Genomic DNA, 15,877 nt, shown 5'->3' with positions numbered 1-15,877 from the left:
CGCCAACTTCATGGGCTTTGTCAAACTTGCCGCTATCGCTATCTGGCTCAGGTAGTTAAATCGTCACTACGCCCTAGTGAATGGCGACGGTGGTCAGGTCGTTTTCCATGGCGCCGGCCAGTGCGCGGTCACGCGCATCGGAAAGCAGGATCGGCTGGCCGTTGGCGCCAAACAGAGCCCACAGCTCCATACCGGGCGCGATTTCGCCGATGTTGGGGAAGCGGCCGAGCAGTTCGTCGCTCGAGACCTTGCGCAGATAGGCGACCGAGCCCTCGCCGAGATGGGCGAATTCGCCGCTGGTCATGGTGATGGTTTCGTCAGTTCTGGTCATTTCAAGCCTCCTTGGCGCGAGGACGCCGCTCAAGGCCATCCCGCATAAGAGCCATCAGTGAAGATCAGTCTTTCACCGATATATTTATTTTTCGTACCAGCCGTTCGGACTCCGGCCGATCGAGATCGATCGACAAAAGGCCGTTCTTCAACTCCGCAGCGATCACGCGCATGCCGTCGGCCAGCACGAAGCAGCGCTGGAACTGGCGTGCGGCAATGCCGCGATGCAGGAATTCGCGTTCGGTGTCGTCGGTTTGACGGCCGCGCACGACCAACTGGTTTTCCTCCGTTGTCACATCGAGATCGCTTTCGGCGAAACCGGCGACGGCGAGCGTAATGCGTAGCCTCTCGGCCTTGCCGTCGGCACCGCTGAGGCGCTCGATGTTGTAGGGAGGGTAGCTGTCGCCGGACTTCGCCAGACGCTCCAGGGTCTTTTCCATGGCGTCGAAACCCAAAAGAAGCGGGCTGGAGAAAGGCGTCATTCGGCTCATGTTACACTGTCCTCTCAAGAGCGACATAAACTGGAAAAACCCAAATGGCATTTTTCCCGATGGCCTTGATATGGTCCGCCCCGCGGCGAACTTCAAGCCACCAAAAGACCCGCCCAAAAAGACCAATCGTGGACTCACAGGAATATTCGACATGGCGCTTGAAACGACGCGCGGATGCAAGGAGAAGCGCGCAGGCCGGGACCGTTCCCCGTCAAGCGGTTCGGCGGCTTGCAGCCGGTTGGCGTCTTTCGGGCGCATGATTGGCCCGGTGAGCTGATGGCCAGCCAAACAAGGAATTGAAATGCCCCAACCACGCAAGATCATCATCGACACCGATCCCGGCCAGGACGATGCCGTCGCCATTCTGTTGGCGCTCGGCAGCAGCGAACTGGACATCATCGGCATTACCGCCGTTGCCGGCAACGTGCCGCTGAAACTGACCGAAAAGAACGCCCGCAAGATCTGCGAACTGGCCGGCCGGCCCGATATCAAGGTCTATGCCGGCGCCATCCGTCCGCTGGCGCGCGAACTGGTCACCGCCGAGGAAGTGCATGGCAAGACCGGTCTCAACGGGCCGCAACTGCCGGAACCGACGATGAAGCTGCAGGAGCAGCATGCCGTCGATTTCATTGTCCAGACGCTGATGAAGGAGGAGAGCGGCACCATCACGCTTTGCCCGCTCGGGCCGCTCACCAACATAGCGCTGGCATTGATCCGCGAACCGGGCATTGCACCGCGCATCAAGGAAATCGTGCTGATGGGTGGCGGCTTCTTCGAAGGCGGCAACGTCACGCCGACCGCCGAATTCAACATCTATGTCGATCCACAGGCCGCCGATCTGGTCTTCAAGTCCGGCATCCCGATCGTGATGATGCCGCTCGACGTCACCCACAAGGCGCTGACCACGTCCAAGCGCATCGCGGCCTTCCGCAAGCTTGGCAGCAAGGTCGGCATCGCCACGGCGGACATGCTCGAATTCTTCGAGCGTTACGACGAGGAGAAGTACGGCACCGACGGCGGGCCGCTGCACGACCCCTGCGTCATCGCCTACCTGTTGAGGCCGGACCTGTTCAAGGGCCGCAACTGCAACGTCAGCATCGAGACGGCCTCGGAACTGACCATGGGCATGACCGTGATCGACTGGTGGGGCGTGACCAAGCGGGCAAAGAACGCCATGGTGATGCGCGACATCGACCATGACGGGTTTTTTGCCTTGCTGGTGGAGAGGCTGGGGCGGCTTAACTGACGTTTTGGAACAGGCACAAGCGCGCCTTGTCACTAGCGCGCGTTGTCACCCACTGAGCAATCGATAAGTGTCGACGCCGTGTTTGTGGTGTTGTCGTTCAATAGGAACGAGGGAGCCAATAAGATGCGATTGCTCGACGTCGTCGTCTATCGATATCCGCGTGTTGTCGTCATCAAGGCGCACATCGTAGGTGTAGTATAGATTGTGACCTACCATGGCGTACGGGCTGATAGGCTTCACTCTGATGTATTCGACCACGGCCATCACGCGTTGGGTTGCGACGACCGGATTGGCCTGAAGCCCCACAATCGCAATGGATTTCATCAGCGCAAAGGCCAGAAGAAAGCGACGCCGATCACGGCGTCGCTGTATTCGTATTGCCAAATAAGCAAGCGATCCCGAAAGGAAACGTTTGATTTGCGCATGTTGAAGAGTTGTGCAGCAGCGTACAATTCTTCAATATGTCTCTGCAAAAATTTATGAAGAAGGCGCTTTCATGGTTACTTCGCCTTCGAGAACGCCAGCCACAGACCGCCGCCGACCATGAAGCTGCCGCTGATCCTCGACAGGAGCTTGACACGGCTGGCCGACAGCATGCGGCCGGCGCGGCCGGCGGCGAGCGCGTAGGTCGAATCCGACATGGCGGCGAAGATCATGGCTGTCAGGCCCATGACGACGATCTGCAGCGAATAATTGCCCTGCGGCGCGATGAACTGCGGAAAGAAGGCGCCGAAGAAGATCAGCGTCTTGGGATTGCTGAGCGCGACCAGCAGGCCCTGCAGGAAGAAGCCACCGCGTGGTTTCCGGGCGGTTCCGTCGGAGTTCAGCGTGCCCTTGGAACGGAACATCTGTACGCCCATCCAGATCAGATAGGCGGCGCCGATCAACCTGACCCACTCGAACCAGTGGCCCATGCCCGAGATCAGCGTGTTGAGGCCAATGCCGACGATTGCGATCATGACGGCAAGGCCAGCCTGCGTGCCGGCGACATTGGCGAGACCGGCACGAGTTCCGTGGCGGATGCTGTTGGCGATGATCAGCGTGACCGTCGGACCGGGCACCAGGATGATGACGACACAGGCAAGAACATAGGCGGCGTAGAGTTCCAGCGACATGATTATCCCTCGCAATGCCGCTATCGCGGCCTGTAAGACGACAATCAATGCATGGCGGCAAGGACGACGCAAGCCGGTGCGCGGCGCGCCTGGCTCAGGCGCCGGCCGGCCAGGGCAACGTCGTCTCATAGGCGGCCGCGGCCTTCAGCACGGCGAGGTCGCCGCGTGGCCGGCCGATCAACTGCATGCCCATGGGTCGGCCCCTGTCGTCGAAGCCGACCGGCACATTGACCGCCGGGCAACCGCCCAAGGTGGCAAAGGCTGAAACCTGCATCCAGCGATGGTAGCTATCCATCGCTTGGCCCGCGACCTCGCGGGGCCAATGAATGCCGACCTCGAAGGGAAAGACCTGCGCGGTCGGCAGCGCAATGAGGTCGAAGCGGTCGAAGATCGACAGCAGCGCCCGGTGCCAGGAGGTGCGGACGACCGAGGCCGCGCGGATTTGCGGCGCCGTCAGCCGCATGGCGTTCTCCACCTCCCAGACGGCTTCCGGCTTCAGCAGGCCGCGCCTGGCAGGATCGTCATAGTGCACTTTGAGGGCGCAGCCGCTGCTGGCCTGGCGCAGCGTCACGAAGGCCTGCCAGAGTGCCTCGAAATCGAAATCCGGCAACAGCGGTTCCGTCAGGAAGGAGGCATCCGCGAATCGGTTGAGTGCTGCCTCGCACAGATCGAGGATGCCGGGTTCAATCGGCAGATGGCCGCCGAGGTCGCCGAGCCAGGCGATGCGGCCGCCGGCCGCCGCCGCGAGTCCTTCGAGGAAGGAGCCTTGCTTCTCATAGGATAGGGGCGCCTGCGGATGGTAACCGGCCTGCACGTCGAGCAACAGCGCCATGTCGGCGACGTTGCGGCCCATCGGCCCCTCGACGCCCATCTGCGCGTGGAAGACCTCCAAGTCGGGACCGCTGGGCACGAGCCCCTGCGATGGCCGAAAGCCGTAGACATTGTTCCAGGCCGCCGGGTTGCGCAGCGAGCCGCCGAAATCGCTGCCGTCGGCGATGGGCACCATGTCCAGTGCCAGCGCCACCGCCGCACCGCCGCTTGAGCCGCCGGCGGTGAGCGCCGGATCGAAAGCGTTCAGCGTCGGTCCGAACACGTTGTTGTAGGTGTTGGAGCCCAGCCCGAATTCGGGAACGTTGGTCTTGCCGATGATGATGGCGCCGGCCTTGCGGATGCGTTCGACGAAGAAATCGTCTTCTTGCGGTACGAAATCGGCGAAGATCGGCGAGCCGAACGAGGTCCTGAGGCCGGTGGTCGAGGCAAGGTCCTTGATGGCGATGGGGAGGCCAAAAAGGGAGCCGGGTCCATCCGTCCGCCTGACATCGGCGGCGTCGGCCTCGCGCAGGATGTCGGCGCGGTCGCGCAGCGAGACGATGGCTTTGACCAGCGGGTTGACCGCATCGATGCGGTCGAGGAACGCTGTCACCACCTCGCGCACGGAGAGTTTCTTTCGGCGGATCGCGTCGGCGAGTTCGACCGCGGACAGGCGGCAGATGTCGCTGGCCGCGGGTACGGCATGCTTCGTACGCGGACGCATCATCTCAACGGGCCTCTTGAAAGGCTTGATCGACGTCTTTCGCCAGCGGGATCGCCGGCTGAGCGCCGGGCTTGAGGCAAGCCAGCGAGCCGGCGGCGCCGGCACGCGCAAGTGCTTGTTCGAGCGTGAGGCCCGACGACAGGCCGGCCGCGAAATAGCCGCAGAATGTGTCGCCGGCCCCGACCGTGTCGACCGGCGTGATCTTCAACGCGGGAACGGTCAGGAAATCGCTCGGCGTCGCCGCCATCACCCCGTCGCCGCCAAGCGTGACAACGATGGTGCGTCCGGTCTTCCTCGCAAAATCGCGCATGCGCGCCGCCCGATCGCGGCCGCTGAGCGCCAGGGCCTCGCCATAGAGGTCGAACTCGGTCTCGTTGGCGACGACGTAGTCAGCCTTGCCGAGGAAGTCGGCCGCTTCGGCGTGGAACGGGGCCGTGTTGAGCACCGTGACCGCGCCGGCCGTCCTTGCCTGGTCGAGTGCCGCATCGATCGTCGCGAGCGGAATCTCATGCTGCAGCAGCACGACGTCGCCCTTTTTCAGAAAAGCCTTGGAGAGGTCGCCGGGCACCACGGAAGCATTGGCGCCGGGAACCACGGCGATGATGTTCTCGCCGTCGTCGCCGACCATGATCAGCGCCGTGCCGGTCGAGGCAAAGGTTTCTCCCACGCCTGACAGGTCGACCTTGGCCTCGCGCAGCAACGCCAGCGCTTCGGCTGCGAAAGTGTCCTTGCCGACGGCGCCGACCATGCGCACCTGAGCGCCGGCACGTGCGGCGGCGAGCGCCTGGTTGGCGCCCTTGCCGCCGGGCGCCGTCGTGAAACCGGAACCGCTCACCGTCTCACCGGGGCTCGGCAAGCGGTCGACATTGGCGATAAGGTCGAGGTTGATCGAGCCGATGACGATAATCAAGAAATGCCTCCTGCTGAATGAGCCGGAAGCTATCCTGTAAGATCATGGCTTTCCAGAGGATGCTGTTATGGCAGGCGCCAACGTGCTGCGCCATTTGCAGGTCAGCAGGGCGATATCGTTTGTCCGTAGATGAAGGCATCCGCGAAAGGCTTCGCCGGTGTTGCCGTATCAGTGTCCTTCAGGACGAAATCTGTCCCGCCTCCCAGCCTAGGATGGCGCGCTTGCGGGTCAGGCCCCAGTGATAGCCGGTGAGATCGCCTGATTTGCCGATGGCGCGGTGGCAAGGCACCACGAAAGAGAGCGGGTTGGCGCCGTTGGCGGCGCCGACCGCCCGGCTGGCGCTCGGCGCGCCGATGCTGGCGGCGATCGAGGAATAGGTGCGGGCCTTGCCCATCGGGATCCGCAGCAAGGCTTCCCAGACGCGGACCTGGAAATCGGTGCCGATCATGACGACGTGCAGCGGCTGGTCGGCGCGCCACAGCGTCGGCTCGAAGATGCGCGCGGCATAGGGGCCTGTCGCTTCCCTGTCCTCGACATAGAGGGCGTTGGGCCAGCGGCTGGACATGTCGGCGAAGGCGGCGCGCTCCTCGCCGGCGTCGCAGAAGGCGAGGCCGGCAAGCCCGCGGTCCGTGGCCATGATCAGGGCGGTGCCGAAGGGAGAGGGATGATAGCCGTAGCGGATGGTGAGGCCAGCACCGCGCGTCTTGTAGTCGCCCGGCGACATCGCCTCATGAGTGACGAACAGGTCGTGCAGTCGGCCGGGGCCGGACATGCCCAGTTCGAATGATGTTTCGAGCAGCGGCATGCCGGAATCGAGCAGCTTGCGCGCATGGTTCAGCGTCACCGCCTGCAGGAAGGCCTTGGGCGACAGGCCGGCCCAGCGGGTGAAGAGTTTTTGCAAGCCGGTCGGCGTCTCGCCGACCTCTTCGGCGAGTTCCTCCAGCGATGGCTGGTCGCGATAGTCGAGGCTGATCTTCTCGATGGCGCGGCGCACGATTTCGTAGTCGCTGCCTTCGGGCGTGATGTCCTTCTCGAGGACTGCCGTGTGTGTGCTCATGGACCTGTCTCCTTGGGCTGGAATATCGCCCCTTGGGGCGCCGATCGCCACCCGAAACTTGCCTTCTTGCAGCACTTGTCCAGATAGACTCGGGATTCGAGCCAGGGAGCCGCTCATGGCTGGCGAAAAAGTACATCTGACGGGAGCAAAAGAGACCTTGCTCATGACGCTCTACGGCAAGGCGCTGGAGAGCCGGATGCCGGATTCGCTGCTTGGGGATCATTTCGCCGACGCGGCGCTGCGCAAGATCGACTATGATTTCGCCAGGCTCAAGGTCGACGAGAATCTCGGCATCGGCCTGGCGATCCGGGCCAAGACATTGGACGTCCGTGTCGAGGATTTCCTGGCCAGAAATCCTGACGCCATCGTGCTGCATCTGGGCTGCGGGCTTGATACCCGCATCTTCCGGGTCGATCCCCCACCAGGGGTGGACTGGTTCGATGTCGACTATCCCGAGGTGATCGGACTCAGGCGCAAGCTCTACCCGTTGCGCGACCATTACCACGTCATCGCTTCGTCGGTGACCGAGCCCGGCTGGTTGGCTGACGTACCCAGCAACCGCCCGGCCATCGTGGTGGCGGAAGGGCTGACGCCCTATCTCCCGGCGGACGAAGGGCTGCGCCTGCTTTCACGGCTTGTCTCGCATCTTGCCGGGGGCGAACTGATGTTCGACGCCTACAGCCGTTTCGGGCTGATGCTGCTTCGGCTCAACCCGACCATCAAGGCGACGGGCGCCGAGGTCCACTGGGCGATCGACGACCCGCACGAGCTGGAAAGGGCGATTCCGAAGCTGCGCTTTGTCGAGGATATCTCAGCCTATAAGCCTGAGCACGCTGCTCGCATGGCCTGGTCCGCCAAGCTGTTCGTCCGCCTCTGGAAGTACATTCCGGCGCTGCGCAAGATCGGCAGGCTGCTGCGTTATCGCTTCTGACGGAAAACCGCTTCACACTTTTGCTGGAGTTGCTTCTAGCGCGCCTTGGCGGTCGCCAGCGCGCGCGAGAAGGCGGTGGCAAAGCTCTCGCGGGAATCGGGGTCGAGGAAGCCGCCGATCGGCACGTTCTGCCCCTGTGCTTCCACGGTCATTCCGGTGATGCCGATCTCGGCGTGACGGGCGACCGAAAACCGTGCCCAGAACGGATTGAAGCGATGCGCTTCCGACTTTCCCGAAGGGGCCGTCTTGCGGATATCGAGGCTGGTGCGCGAGACCGACACTTCCTCGCGGGCGCGGGCAGCCCGATAATTGACGCGGAAGGCGATATAGACTGCAACCACGTCAAGGCCGAAGAAGCCGAACACCGGCCAGGCGCCACGCGACAGGAAAAACGCACCCGTCACCAGCCAGCCGAAGAGCAGCGCGCCCATCAGGATCAGGAAGCCCGTCCTGCCCAGCGACCGATGTGGGGTCAGCAATGCGTGAAAGAAGGGCTCGTCAGCCTGGAACGAGGCGTTTGTATCGCTCATGACAGACTATTATAGGAGGGAAATGGCGCGCCCCAAGTCCAAAGAATCATCCATGTCCGAAAAAGAGCCGCCGCCCGGACGGCGCGATGGCTCCAACGCCAACCCGCGTCCACGGCCCGTGCGGCGGACTTCGCGCTACACCCCGGCTGAAGTGCATGAAATATTCCGGCGCTTTTCGGTGCAGCGGCCGGAGCCGAAAGGCGAGCTCGAACACGTCAACCCCTTCACGCTGCTGGTTGCGGTGGTGCTGTCGGCGCAAGCGACCGATGCCGGCGTCAACAAGGCGACGCGTGCCTTGTTCAAGGCCGCCGATACGCCGCAAAAGATGCTGGCGCTGGGTGAAGCCAAGGTCGGCGACTACATCAGGACCATCGGGCTCTGGCGCAACAAGGCCAAGAACGTCATGGCACTATCGGAGGCGTTGATCCGCGACCATGGCGGCGAGGTGCCGGATGACCGCGATGAGCTGGTCAAGCTGCCTGGTGTCGGGCGCAAGACCGCCAATGTCGTGCTCAACATGGCCTTCGGCCAGCATACGATGGCGGTCGACACCCACATTTTGCGCATCGGCAACCGACTTGGCCTGGCGCCTGGCAAGACCCCGGAACAGGTCGAGCAGGGACTTTTGGAGATCATCCCGGACGAATATATGCGCCATGCGCATCACTGGCTGATCCTGCATGGCCGCTATGTCTGCAAGGCGCGCAAGCCGGATTGCCCGGCCTGCGTCATCGCCGATATCTGCAAGGCGGAGGTGAAGACGACCAGCATTCCGGCACCGCTGGTGCCGATCGCCCCGCTCGAAACCTCGGTTGCAGAAGATCAGTAGCCGTAGCCACGCGCCATCGCCGCCGCGAAGACCGGGATCAGCAGGAATACGAACGCCTCGGCGCGGATAAAGGTCTTTACCGAGGCCAGTTCGCTCGAGGGCACGCCGAAGGAAGGATTGGCGCTGGCCTGCCTGTTCCAGGAAATGAAACGGACGGTCGGGACGATCGACAGCAGGCCGACGATGCCGAACGCCGCCATCTTGGCCCAGAACACCCAGTTGTAGACGTAGAACTCCCAACCCTTGAGGCCCCAGACGACACGGCCGATGCCGACGATGATGATGAGCGCGGCGATGATGCCGTAGTGGCGGTCGATGCCGGCGAGCCGCTTGAGCGTGGCGGCCGGCATTTCGCCACGGATCAGCACGAATTCGGCGCCGATGATCCCGGCCAGCGAGAACACCAGCACATGGTGGAAGATGGCGAGCACGAGGTCGGTGGTGTCCATGCGGTTTTCCTTGGATCGGCGGCACCGGCCGGCGCCTGAATGAATGGGACGCGCTGAATCAGCCCATGTCGAAAATAACACCGCCGCGCGAAAATCCCATAGCGCGGCCCGGATATCATGAAGGCTGCCGGACGTTGCGGCTTTGTCCTGGATGACGGTTCCTGGTTCCCTGGCTCTTGCACCGCGCCGGCGATTTGCTAACCGCAGGCCGTAACGCGAGGCAAATGCAATGAACACGACGCAAGCGACCATCGCTCCGGTCATCGAGACGCCGCGAACCATCCTGCGGGCACACCGGCTCGGTGATTTCGATGCCTATGCCGCGATGTGGGCCGATCCGGTCGTCACCCGTTTCATCGGCGGCAAGCCCCGCACACGCGAAGAAAGCTGGATGCGCTTCCTGCGTCACGCAGGCCTGTGGTCGCTGCTGGGCTACGGATTCTGGGCCATCGAAGAAAAGGCCACCGGCCATTTTATCGGTGAAGCCGGTTTTCATGATCTGAAGCGTGAGATGCAGCCGTCGATTGAAGGCATTCCGGAGGCCGGATGGGCGCTGGCGGCGGCCGCGCACGGGGCGGGGCTTGCCTCCGAGGTCGTCGGCCGCGTCCTGGCATGGGGCGAAGAGACGTTCGGGTCTGTCAGAACCGTCTGCATCATCGATCCCGAGAACACCGCCTCCTTGAACGTCGCAACGAAATGCGGCTACCGGGAAGCGGTGCGAACCGTCTATCACGACGCCCCGACAATCCTGCTGGAGCGGCTGTCCTGAGGCAGTTCTAGCCCCTTTCGCCGCCGACATAGGCGCGAACCGCCGAAAGCGTATGGAGGCTCGGGCTGGCGACCAGCGCCTGAACGAGGACTTCGAAATTTAGCGGCCCTTTTCAAGAGCCGCGGGAGCTAAGGCAGAGTCTCCGCCGCGAGGCTCGGGCGCTTTCACACGTTGCAGGAAAGCCGCATCGACGGGCTTATGCCTGCTCGAGCGGCGCAGGTCCGGGAAGCTTCAAGGTGTTCACCAGCGTCGCGAGATCGGGCTCGTCGATGAGCATCGCGGCGTCGGCCGGCGCCAGCCAAGCCCGCTGCCGCCGTTTGGCTTCCTGCCAGTCGGCAAGCTCTTCCGTCACTTCCAGCAGAAACACGACGACGTCGACGCGGACAAAGCGGTTGGCCAAGCGTTTCCAGTAGGAATACGTGCCCGCCGGCTGCTTCAGCGTCTTGCCAACCACGCCGGCTTCCTCCAGCGCCTCGATGGTGGCTGCCTTGCGCCCGTTCTTGCCTTTCATAGGCCACCCCTTGGGCACGATGAAGCGTCTCGTCGTTCTCGATGTGACCAGCATCACCTCGATGTCACCGTGAGTGTTCAGCCGAAAGGGAATCGCCGCCACCTGGCGGATCCTTTGGCCATTCTCGGCCTGGCGTACGGCCTTTTTCTTGGTGGCTGCCATCTCAACAATCCAGTCGCTGTAATGCCCCTTAGCGTGATGCGACGCCTTTGCAAAATCCAAACTACCGCAGGGGCACCCAAAGTGCCCTATCATGTAAGTCGGCTAAATAAAAGAAGGTTGCCCGGCTGTCAGCGGCAGGTGCTGACGGCGGTATTGCCGATTATCTGCATCTGGCAGCTCGGCCTGACCTGCGGAACGACAGGCGGAGGCTGCTGGACGATGACGCGATCCTGGGCACGATATTGCTGTTGCTGCTGCTGAAATTGCTGCCGCTGAATCCGGTTCTGCAAGGCTTGCAGATCATCCTGCTGGATGAGCATATTGTTTCTGACGGCTGGATTGAGCACCTGCGCGGAAGCGGGCGACGTAATGCCGGCGGCACCAGCCAGCATTGCCAGTACGAAAATCATCGGCGAACGACGCGTGTACATCCGCTCATTCCTGCAAAAAAATCTCATCACACCAGATATATAGGGTGTTTGTCCGGCGATGCCATGGCGGGAATGTTGACCGCCCTCACTCCAACCGCGACGTGGACCTCAACAACCAGATCGCGACGCCCTGGCGCTGACAGGTGCGTGCAAGGCTTGGCTTCACGCAACAGATGGGCGCGTTCTACCTGCAGCCGACCTTGCAGTTCGACGCGCGCTGGCTGCGTGTTTCCGGAAAGGAAGAAGGGTCGGTTGCCGGTTTCAACTTCGATGGATCGGCAGACACCTTCTATGCGGCGACGCCGGCGCTCGAAATCGGAACCGACATCGCACTCAGCGATATTGCCAGTCTTCGCCTCTATGGAAAGGCCGGGGTGGAGTTTTCCACCAAGCAGTGGGAGATCGAAGGCCGCTTTGCGGCTGCGGAGAATCTGCCCGGCAACCCGGCATTGCACTTGACGGAAGCGATCGATTCGCCGCTCTATCGGGTCGGCGCCGGCCTCGAGTTGAATGGCGTCAATGGTGTCGGCATGTCCGTCAGGTATAATGGCGCCTTCGGGGAAACGGTCAACAGAATGCAGTCAGCGCGTCTCTCAAGGTCAGTTTCTAGGCTGGCTCAGGGCCGGGCCGGGCGAGAGAGATCTTGATGAGGAAATACGCGTATTTCGCAGCAGTGCTGGGTGCTGCCTGTATCGCCGGCCTGCCGGCCATGGCGGCGCAAACCAAGAGCGACAAGGTGGCGGCAACACCGCCCGCCGCAGTCGCCGCGCCGCAGCTGCCCGGCGGTGCATCGGCCTTGTCCGAAACCCATGGCGACTGGACGGTCAATTGCCAGATATCGGGCACGAACAAGGTCTGCAGCCTGTCGCATCAGCAATTCAACAAGCAAAGCAACCAGCGACTGCTGGCGATCGAACTGTCGAGCAAGACCGGCGAGGATGCGAGCGGAACCCTTGCCCTGCCGTTCGGCCTGGCGCTTGCCAAGGGTGTCGTGCTGACCATAGACGACCAGAAGCTCGACGGCAGCCTTCCATTCAACACCTGCCAGGTGGTCGGCTGCCTGGTGCCGGTGGCGTTCGATGCCAATGTCACGCCGCTGCTGAAGAACGGCACCACGCTGAAGATCGACGCGTTCGCGGCCGATACCGGGCAAGTCGTAAGCTTTTCCATTCCGCTCAACGGCTTCGGCGGGGCGCTTGCCCGCACAGCGGAGCTTTTGGCCAACTGACGGCTTAGAGCGGTTCAGCGTTTGATAGAATCGCTGGACCGCTCTAACTATTTGTTTTCACGCAATTCCGGACGGAAAACCGCTACGCACTTTTCCTGGAATTGCTCTAGCTCACCGCGAGCGACGGGATGTCGGCGGCTTCCGTCAACACTTGTCAGACAACGATCGTCTTCAACCGCTCGGCGATGAGCGCGGCGAGCCGCGCCGCCACCTGGTCCTTGGTCATTTCAGGCCATTCCTCGACGCCGGACTTCGACACGATCCGCACCCGGTTGCGATCGCCGCCCATCACGCCTGAAGGACCGATGCCGCTGGTCTGCGACACATCGTTGGCGACGATGAGATCGGCACCTTTCTTCGCGAGCTTGGCCTCGGCGTTGTGCAAGAGATCCTGCGTCTCGGCTGCAAAGCCGACGACCAGGCCGGGTCGCTGCTCGTGGTGGCCAATGCCCGCTAGGATGTCGGGGTTTTCGAGCATGCGCAGCACCGGCGGGCCTTCGCCCGCGACCTTCTTGATCTTCTCACCGGCTGAATTCTCGGTGCGCCAGTCGGCAACGGCGGCGACGAACACCGCGGCGTCGGCGGGCAGCAGCTGTTCCACCGCGTCGCGCATTTCCTGCGCTCGCTCGACATGGATGGTTTTCACACCGGCCGGGTCGGCAATGCTCACGGGACCCGAGACAAGGCGGACATCGGCGCCAAGCCTTGCCAGTGCCGCGGCAATGGCGTGGCCCTGCTTGCCGGACGACCGGTTGGCGATATAGCGCACGGGATCGATCGGCTCATGCGTCGGGCCTGACGTGACGATGATCTTGCGCCCCGCCAGCGGCTTGGGGCCGGCATCGAGCAGCGCCTCGACCGCGGCGACGATCTCGAGCGGTTCGGCCATGCGGCCTTCGCCGGCCTCGTTGCTCTCGGCCATTTCACCCTTGGCGGGGCCGACGAAGGCGATGCCGTCCTTGCTCAACGTCGCGCGGTTGCGGCGGGTGGCGGGATGCGACCACATCTTCGGGTTCATCGCCGGGACCATCAGCACCGGCTTGTCGGTGGCGATGAGCACGGTCGAGGCCAGATCGTTGGCATGGCCATTGGCGAGCTTGGCCATCAGGTCGGCGGTGGCGGGCGCCACCACCAGGAGGTCCGCCTCGCGCGACAGCCTGATGTGGCCGACATCGTGTTCATCGTTGCGGTCGAACAGGTCGGTGAAGACATGGTCGGCGGAAAGCGCCCCGACCGACAGCGTCGTCACGAATTCCTGCGCCGCCGACGTCATGACCACCCGCACCGCCGCGCCACGCTCGCGCAACCGGCGGATCAGGTCGAGCGCCTTGTAGGCGGCGATGCCGCCGCCGATGATGAGCAGGATGCGTCTGTTGGAAAGTGAGCCTAGGGGCAAGCTGTTGCCTGCCAAGGCTGACGCCGGGGTTGGGGCGCCTTGCGAACCGGCCAGTTCGCGGAGGGCTTTCTCGATCTGGTCGAGACGGCCGACCGGGCCGATCTGACCGTCGACAGCGGCCCGGATCATCACCCGCGCCTGTTCTTCCATGGAACGATCGTTTTCCGCCGCGAGCCGGCGCAGCTGTTCCTTGACCTCATCATCCAGGTTGCGGATCGTGATGCTGGCCATATGATTGCACTCTGCCCCATCCTGCCTGATAGCGATGATAGCAATGCAATCAAATTACCGCAAGCCGCTGGCCTCGCCCCGAGGGCAGGCCTAAAATGTCTTCCAGGCGATATAGACCAGCGTCAGCGCGATCACCCACAACGCCACACGGCCGGAACGGCTGTAGCGCGCCTCGGCCTTACCTATGGCGCGGGCGGTCGCCTCATCGAAGCGCAGGCCGTGCTCGGCCATCAGGTCGATCTCTCGCGACAGCCGTTCCGTACGGAGCGCGAGTTCCGGCGCCTGGCGGATCAGCGCCAGCATCGCCTTGCCGCCGTCGCGCGCGTCGGTCAGCAAGCCGCGCGGCCCGAGATTCCCGGCTATCCAGCCACTGACCACCGGCTCGGCTGTCTTCCACATGTTGAAGGCCGGATCGAGCGTGCGCGCCACGCCCTCGACAACCACCATCGTCTTCTGCAGCAGGATGAGTTCAGGCCGCGTCGCCATGTCGAACAGTTCGGTCACCTCGAACAGCAACGTCAGAAGCTTGGCCATCGAAATGGTTTCGGCGGGCTGGCCGTGGATCGGCTCGCCGATGGCACGGATCGCCTGCGCGAAGGCAGAGACATTGTGCTGGCGCGGCACATAGCCGGCTTCGAAATGCACCTCTGCGACGCGCAGATAGTCGCGTGTGATGAAGCCGTAGAGGATCTCGGCGAGGAAGCGGCGCTCCTTCTTGCCGAGGCGTCCGGCAATGCCGAGATCCACGGCGACGATGGTGCCGTTTGCCTCGACGAACAAATTGCCCGGATGCATGTCGGCGTGGAAGAAGCCATCGCGCAGCGTATGGCGCAGGAAGGACTGGATGAGATTGGCGGCGATCGCCTTCAGGTCATGGCCGGCGCTTTGCAGGCTGGCGATGTCGTTCATCTTGACACCATCGACCCATTCCATGGTCAGCACGTCGCGGCCGGTGCGTTCCCAGTCCACCGAAGGGACGCGAAAGCCAGGGTCTTCCCTGGTGTTCTCGCCGAGTTCGGAGAGTGCCGCCGCCTCAAGGCGCAGGTCCATCTCGATCTTCGTGGTCTGGGCCAGCGTCTCGGTCACCTCGACCGGCCGCAGCCGGCGCGAGGAAGGGATGTATTTCTCCTGCAGGCGGGCGGCGAGAAAATAGCTTTCGAGATCGTGGAAGAAGCGGCGGCGAACGCCCGGCCGGATCACTTTCACCGCCACCTGGGTGGTCACGCCATCATGCATGGTGTCGGCGGTATGCACCTGGGCGATGGAGGCAGCCGCGACGGGATCGCCGAACCGCGCGTAGAGATCGCCCACCTTGCGGCCGAGCGAGGCCTCGACGGCCGCGATCGCTTCGGCCTTCGGAAATGTGTGCATCTTGTCCTGCAGCATGGCGAGATCGAGCGCCATGTCGTTGCCGACGACATCGGGCCGCGTCGCCAGGAACTGGCCAAGCTTGACGTAGGATGGGCCGAGCCGGACCACTGCCTTGGCCAGCCGATCGCTGCGCTCATAGGCGAGCGCGCGTCGGCGGGTGAACAGCCGCGCCAGCCGCCAGCCGAGTTTCGGCAGGCCGGACAGTCCCTCGCCGGGCAAGGCCGCGACGACGCCCTCGCGCACCAGCACCCAACCGGCCCGTACGAGCCGGAATCCCGCGCTGACGGTGCTCATGGCCGCGTCCGCCCCACCGGTTCATCGAACTGGCGCAAGGCACGTCGCGTGTTGGAGATGGG

19 protein-coding genes are annotated in these 15,877 nt (G+C 63.2%); 6 read left to right on the top strand and 13 right to left on the bottom strand.

The genetic code is table 11. The annotated features are described in order from the left end of the window. Positions 1-73 precede the first annotated feature (73 nt). Positions 74-331 (bottom strand): DUF1150 family protein, encoded by a 258-nt coding sequence (locus LB536_RS24930; RefSeq protein ID WP_015315721.1) that lies wholly within the window; start codon positions 329-331, stop codon positions 74-76. 64 nt (positions 332-395) lie between these two features. Then, entirely contained in the window at positions 396-821 is a 426-nt protein-coding gene (locus LB536_RS24925) for an Hsp20 family protein (RefSeq protein ID WP_013893014.1), read from the bottom strand. Between the two features lie 301 nt (positions 822-1,122). Here LB536_RS24925 and LB536_RS24920 point away from each other — a divergent pair, with 301 nt between their 5' ends. After that, positions 1,123-2,067: a nucleoside hydrolase gene (locus LB536_RS24920; protein ID WP_224597265.1), complete on the top strand. Its 945-nt coding sequence runs from the start codon at positions 1,123-1,125 to the stop codon at positions 2,065-2,067. A gap of 45 nt (positions 2,068-2,112) precedes the next feature. On the opposite strand, the gene LB536_RS24915 is transcribed toward LB536_RS24920, so the two are convergent. The 5 genes from LB536_RS24915 to LB536_RS24895 form a co-directional block, all read right to left on the bottom strand. Next, entirely contained in the window at positions 2,113-2,391 is a 279-nt protein-coding gene (locus LB536_RS24915) for a hypothetical protein (protein ID WP_224597263.1), read from the bottom strand. 176 nt (positions 2,392-2,567) lie between these two features. Continuing rightward, positions 2,568-3,182 (bottom strand): LysE family translocator, encoded by a 615-nt coding sequence (locus LB536_RS24910; protein ID WP_224597261.1) that lies wholly within the window; start codon positions 3,180-3,182, stop codon positions 2,568-2,570. 94 nt (positions 3,183-3,276) lie between these two features. Next, complete coding sequence (locus LB536_RS24905) at positions 3,277-4,719, bottom strand: amidase (protein WP_224597258.1); 1,443 nt, start codon at positions 4,717-4,719, stop codon at positions 3,277-3,279. Position 4,720: 1 nt separating this feature from the next. Next, positions 4,721-5,626: a ribokinase gene (locus tag LB536_RS24900; RefSeq protein ID WP_224597255.1), complete on the bottom strand. Its 906-nt coding sequence runs from the start codon at positions 5,624-5,626 to the stop codon at positions 4,721-4,723. Between the two features lie 178 nt (positions 5,627-5,804). Next, the gene (locus tag LB536_RS24895; protein WP_224597252.1) at positions 5,805-6,683 is read right to left on the bottom strand and encodes a methylated-DNA--[protein]-cysteine S-methyltransferase; all 879 of its coding nucleotides are present in this window, start codon (positions 6,681-6,683) and stop codon (positions 5,805-5,807) included. Between the two features lie 115 nt (positions 6,684-6,798). Between LB536_RS24895 and LB536_RS24890 the strand changes: the two genes are divergently transcribed. Further along, positions 6,799-7,614, top strand: a complete 816-nt coding sequence (locus LB536_RS24890; protein ID WP_224597249.1) for a class I SAM-dependent methyltransferase — start codon at positions 6,799-6,801, stop codon at positions 7,612-7,614. A gap of 35 nt (positions 7,615-7,649) precedes the next feature. Here LB536_RS24890 and LB536_RS24885 read toward each other — a convergent pair whose 3' ends face one another. Beyond that, positions 7,650-8,144 carry a DUF2244 domain-containing protein gene (locus LB536_RS24885; RefSeq protein WP_224597247.1) on the bottom strand — a complete coding sequence of 165 codons (495 nt, stop codon included), beginning with the start codon at positions 8,142-8,144 and terminating at the stop codon, positions 7,650-7,652. A gap of 22 nt (positions 8,145-8,166) precedes the next feature. On the opposite strand from LB536_RS24885, the gene nth reads away from it, so the two are divergent. Continuing rightward, positions 8,167-8,973, top strand: coding sequence for an endonuclease III (gene nth / locus LB536_RS24880; RefSeq protein WP_224597244.1), 807 nt, complete (start codon positions 8,167-8,169; stop codon positions 8,971-8,973). Here nth and LB536_RS24875 read toward each other — a convergent pair. After that, entirely contained in the window at positions 8,967-9,422 is a 456-nt protein-coding gene (locus LB536_RS24875) for a DUF2214 family protein (protein WP_224597241.1), read from the bottom strand. The two genes, nth and LB536_RS24875, sit on opposite strands and share 7 nt — an antisense overlap. A gap of 229 nt (positions 9,423-9,651) precedes the next feature. Between LB536_RS24875 and LB536_RS24870 the strand changes: the two genes are divergently transcribed. Continuing rightward, a complete protein-coding gene (locus LB536_RS24870; RefSeq protein ID WP_140756490.1) occupies positions 9,652-10,191 on the top strand; it encodes a GNAT family N-acetyltransferase in 540 nt (179 codons plus the stop codon). Between the two features lie 196 nt (positions 10,192-10,387). On the opposite strand, the gene LB536_RS24865 is transcribed toward LB536_RS24870, so the two are convergent. Both LB536_RS24865 and LB536_RS24860 read right to left on the bottom strand, forming a co-directional pair. Then, positions 10,388-10,864, bottom strand: a complete 477-nt coding sequence (locus LB536_RS24865) for an NUDIX hydrolase (RefSeq protein WP_140756233.1) — start codon at positions 10,862-10,864, stop codon at positions 10,388-10,390. 128 nt (positions 10,865-10,992) lie between these two features. Then, entirely contained in the window at positions 10,993-11,295 is a 303-nt protein-coding gene (locus LB536_RS24860; protein ID WP_140756231.1) for a hypothetical protein, read from the bottom strand. 143 nt (positions 11,296-11,438) lie between these two features. Here LB536_RS24860 and LB536_RS24855 point away from each other — a divergent pair, with 143 nt between their 5' ends. Together LB536_RS24855 and LB536_RS24850 are read left to right on the top strand one after the other, a co-directional pair. Continuing rightward, positions 11,439-11,942, top strand: coding sequence for an autotransporter outer membrane beta-barrel domain-containing protein (locus LB536_RS24855; protein ID WP_224597238.1), 504 nt, complete (start codon positions 11,439-11,441; stop codon positions 11,940-11,942). Beyond that, positions 11,942-12,523 carry an invasion associated locus B family protein gene (locus LB536_RS24850; RefSeq protein ID WP_224597236.1) on the top strand — a complete coding sequence of 194 codons (582 nt, stop codon included), beginning with the start codon at positions 11,942-11,944 and terminating at the stop codon, positions 12,521-12,523. Before LB536_RS24855 ends, LB536_RS24850 begins: the two co-directional genes overlap by 1 nt. Before the next feature lie 154 nt (positions 12,524-12,677). Here LB536_RS24850 and coaBC read toward each other — a convergent pair whose 3' ends face one another. Next, positions 12,678-14,150, bottom strand: coding sequence for a bifunctional phosphopantothenoylcysteine decarboxylase/phosphopantothenate--cysteine ligase CoaBC (coaBC, locus tag LB536_RS24845; protein ID WP_224597234.1), 1,473 nt, complete (start codon positions 14,148-14,150; stop codon positions 12,678-12,680). Between the two features lie 90 nt (positions 14,151-14,240). After that, positions 14,241-15,815 (bottom strand): 2-polyprenylphenol 6-hydroxylase, encoded by a 1,575-nt coding sequence (ubiB, locus tag LB536_RS24840; protein WP_224597232.1) that lies wholly within the window; start codon positions 15,813-15,815, stop codon positions 14,241-14,243. Positions 15,816-15,877 lie beyond the last annotated feature (62 nt).

The sequence above is a fragment of the Mesorhizobium sp. ES1-3 genome, assembly GCF_020164795.1.
Classification (GTDB): domain Bacteria; phylum Pseudomonadota; class Alphaproteobacteria; order Rhizobiales; family Rhizobiaceae; genus Mesorhizobium.
This window is presented reverse-complemented; position numbering and strand designations above follow the sequence as displayed.

Excerpts from the sequence above, each read along its gene's own strand:
- LB536_RS24930 (WP_015315721.1), bottom strand. The coding sequence starts at position 331 with ATGACCAGAACTGACGAAACCATCACCATGACCAGCGGCGAATTCGCC.
- LB536_RS24925 (WP_013893014.1), bottom strand. The coding sequence starts at position 821 with ATGAGCCGAATGACGCCTTTCTCCAGCCCGCTTCTTTTGGGTTTCGAC.
- LB536_RS24920 (WP_224597265.1), top strand. The coding sequence starts at position 1,123 with ATGCCCCAACCACGCAAGATCATCATCGACACCGATCCCGGCCAGGAC.
- LB536_RS24915 (WP_224597263.1), bottom strand. The coding sequence starts at position 2,391 with ATGAAATCCATTGCGATTGTGGGGCTTCAGGCCAATCCGGTCGTCGCA.
- LB536_RS24910 (WP_224597261.1), bottom strand. The coding sequence starts at position 3,182 with ATGTCGCTGGAACTCTACGCCGCCTATGTTCTTGCCTGTGTCGTCATC.
- LB536_RS24905 (WP_224597258.1), bottom strand. The coding sequence starts at position 4,719 with ATGATGCGTCCGCGTACGAAGCATGCCGTACCCGCGGCCAGCGACATC.
- LB536_RS24895 (WP_224597252.1), bottom strand. The coding sequence starts at position 6,683 with ATGAGCACACACACGGCAGTCCTCGAGAAGGACATCACGCCCGAAGGC.
- LB536_RS24890 (WP_224597249.1), top strand. The coding sequence starts at position 6,799 with ATGGCTGGCGAAAAAGTACATCTGACGGGAGCAAAAGAGACCTTGCTC.
- LB536_RS24885 (WP_224597247.1), bottom strand. The coding sequence starts at position 8,144 with ATGAGCGATACAAACGCCTCGTTCCAGGCTGACGAGCCCTTCTTTCAC.
- nth (WP_224597244.1), top strand. The coding sequence starts at position 8,167 with ATGGCGCGCCCCAAGTCCAAAGAATCATCCATGTCCGAAAAAGAGCCG.
- LB536_RS24875 (WP_224597241.1), bottom strand. The coding sequence starts at position 9,422 with ATGGACACCACCGACCTCGTGCTCGCCATCTTCCACCATGTGCTGGTG.
- LB536_RS24870 (WP_140756490.1), top strand. The coding sequence starts at position 9,652 with ATGAACACGACGCAAGCGACCATCGCTCCGGTCATCGAGACGCCGCGA.
- LB536_RS24865 (WP_140756233.1), bottom strand. The coding sequence starts at position 10,864 with ATGGCAGCCACCAAGAAAAAGGCCGTACGCCAGGCCGAGAATGGCCAA.
- LB536_RS24860 (WP_140756231.1), bottom strand. The coding sequence starts at position 11,295 with ATGTACACGCGTCGTTCGCCGATGATTTTCGTACTGGCAATGCTGGCT.
- LB536_RS24850 (WP_224597236.1), top strand. The coding sequence starts at position 11,942 with ATGAGGAAATACGCGTATTTCGCAGCAGTGCTGGGTGCTGCCTGTATC.
- coaBC (WP_224597234.1), bottom strand. The coding sequence starts at position 14,150 with ATGGCCAGCATCACGATCCGCAACCTGGATGATGAGGTCAAGGAACAG.
- ubiB (WP_224597232.1), bottom strand. The coding sequence starts at position 15,815 with ATGAGCACCGTCAGCGCGGGATTCCGGCTCGTACGGGCCGGTTGGGTG.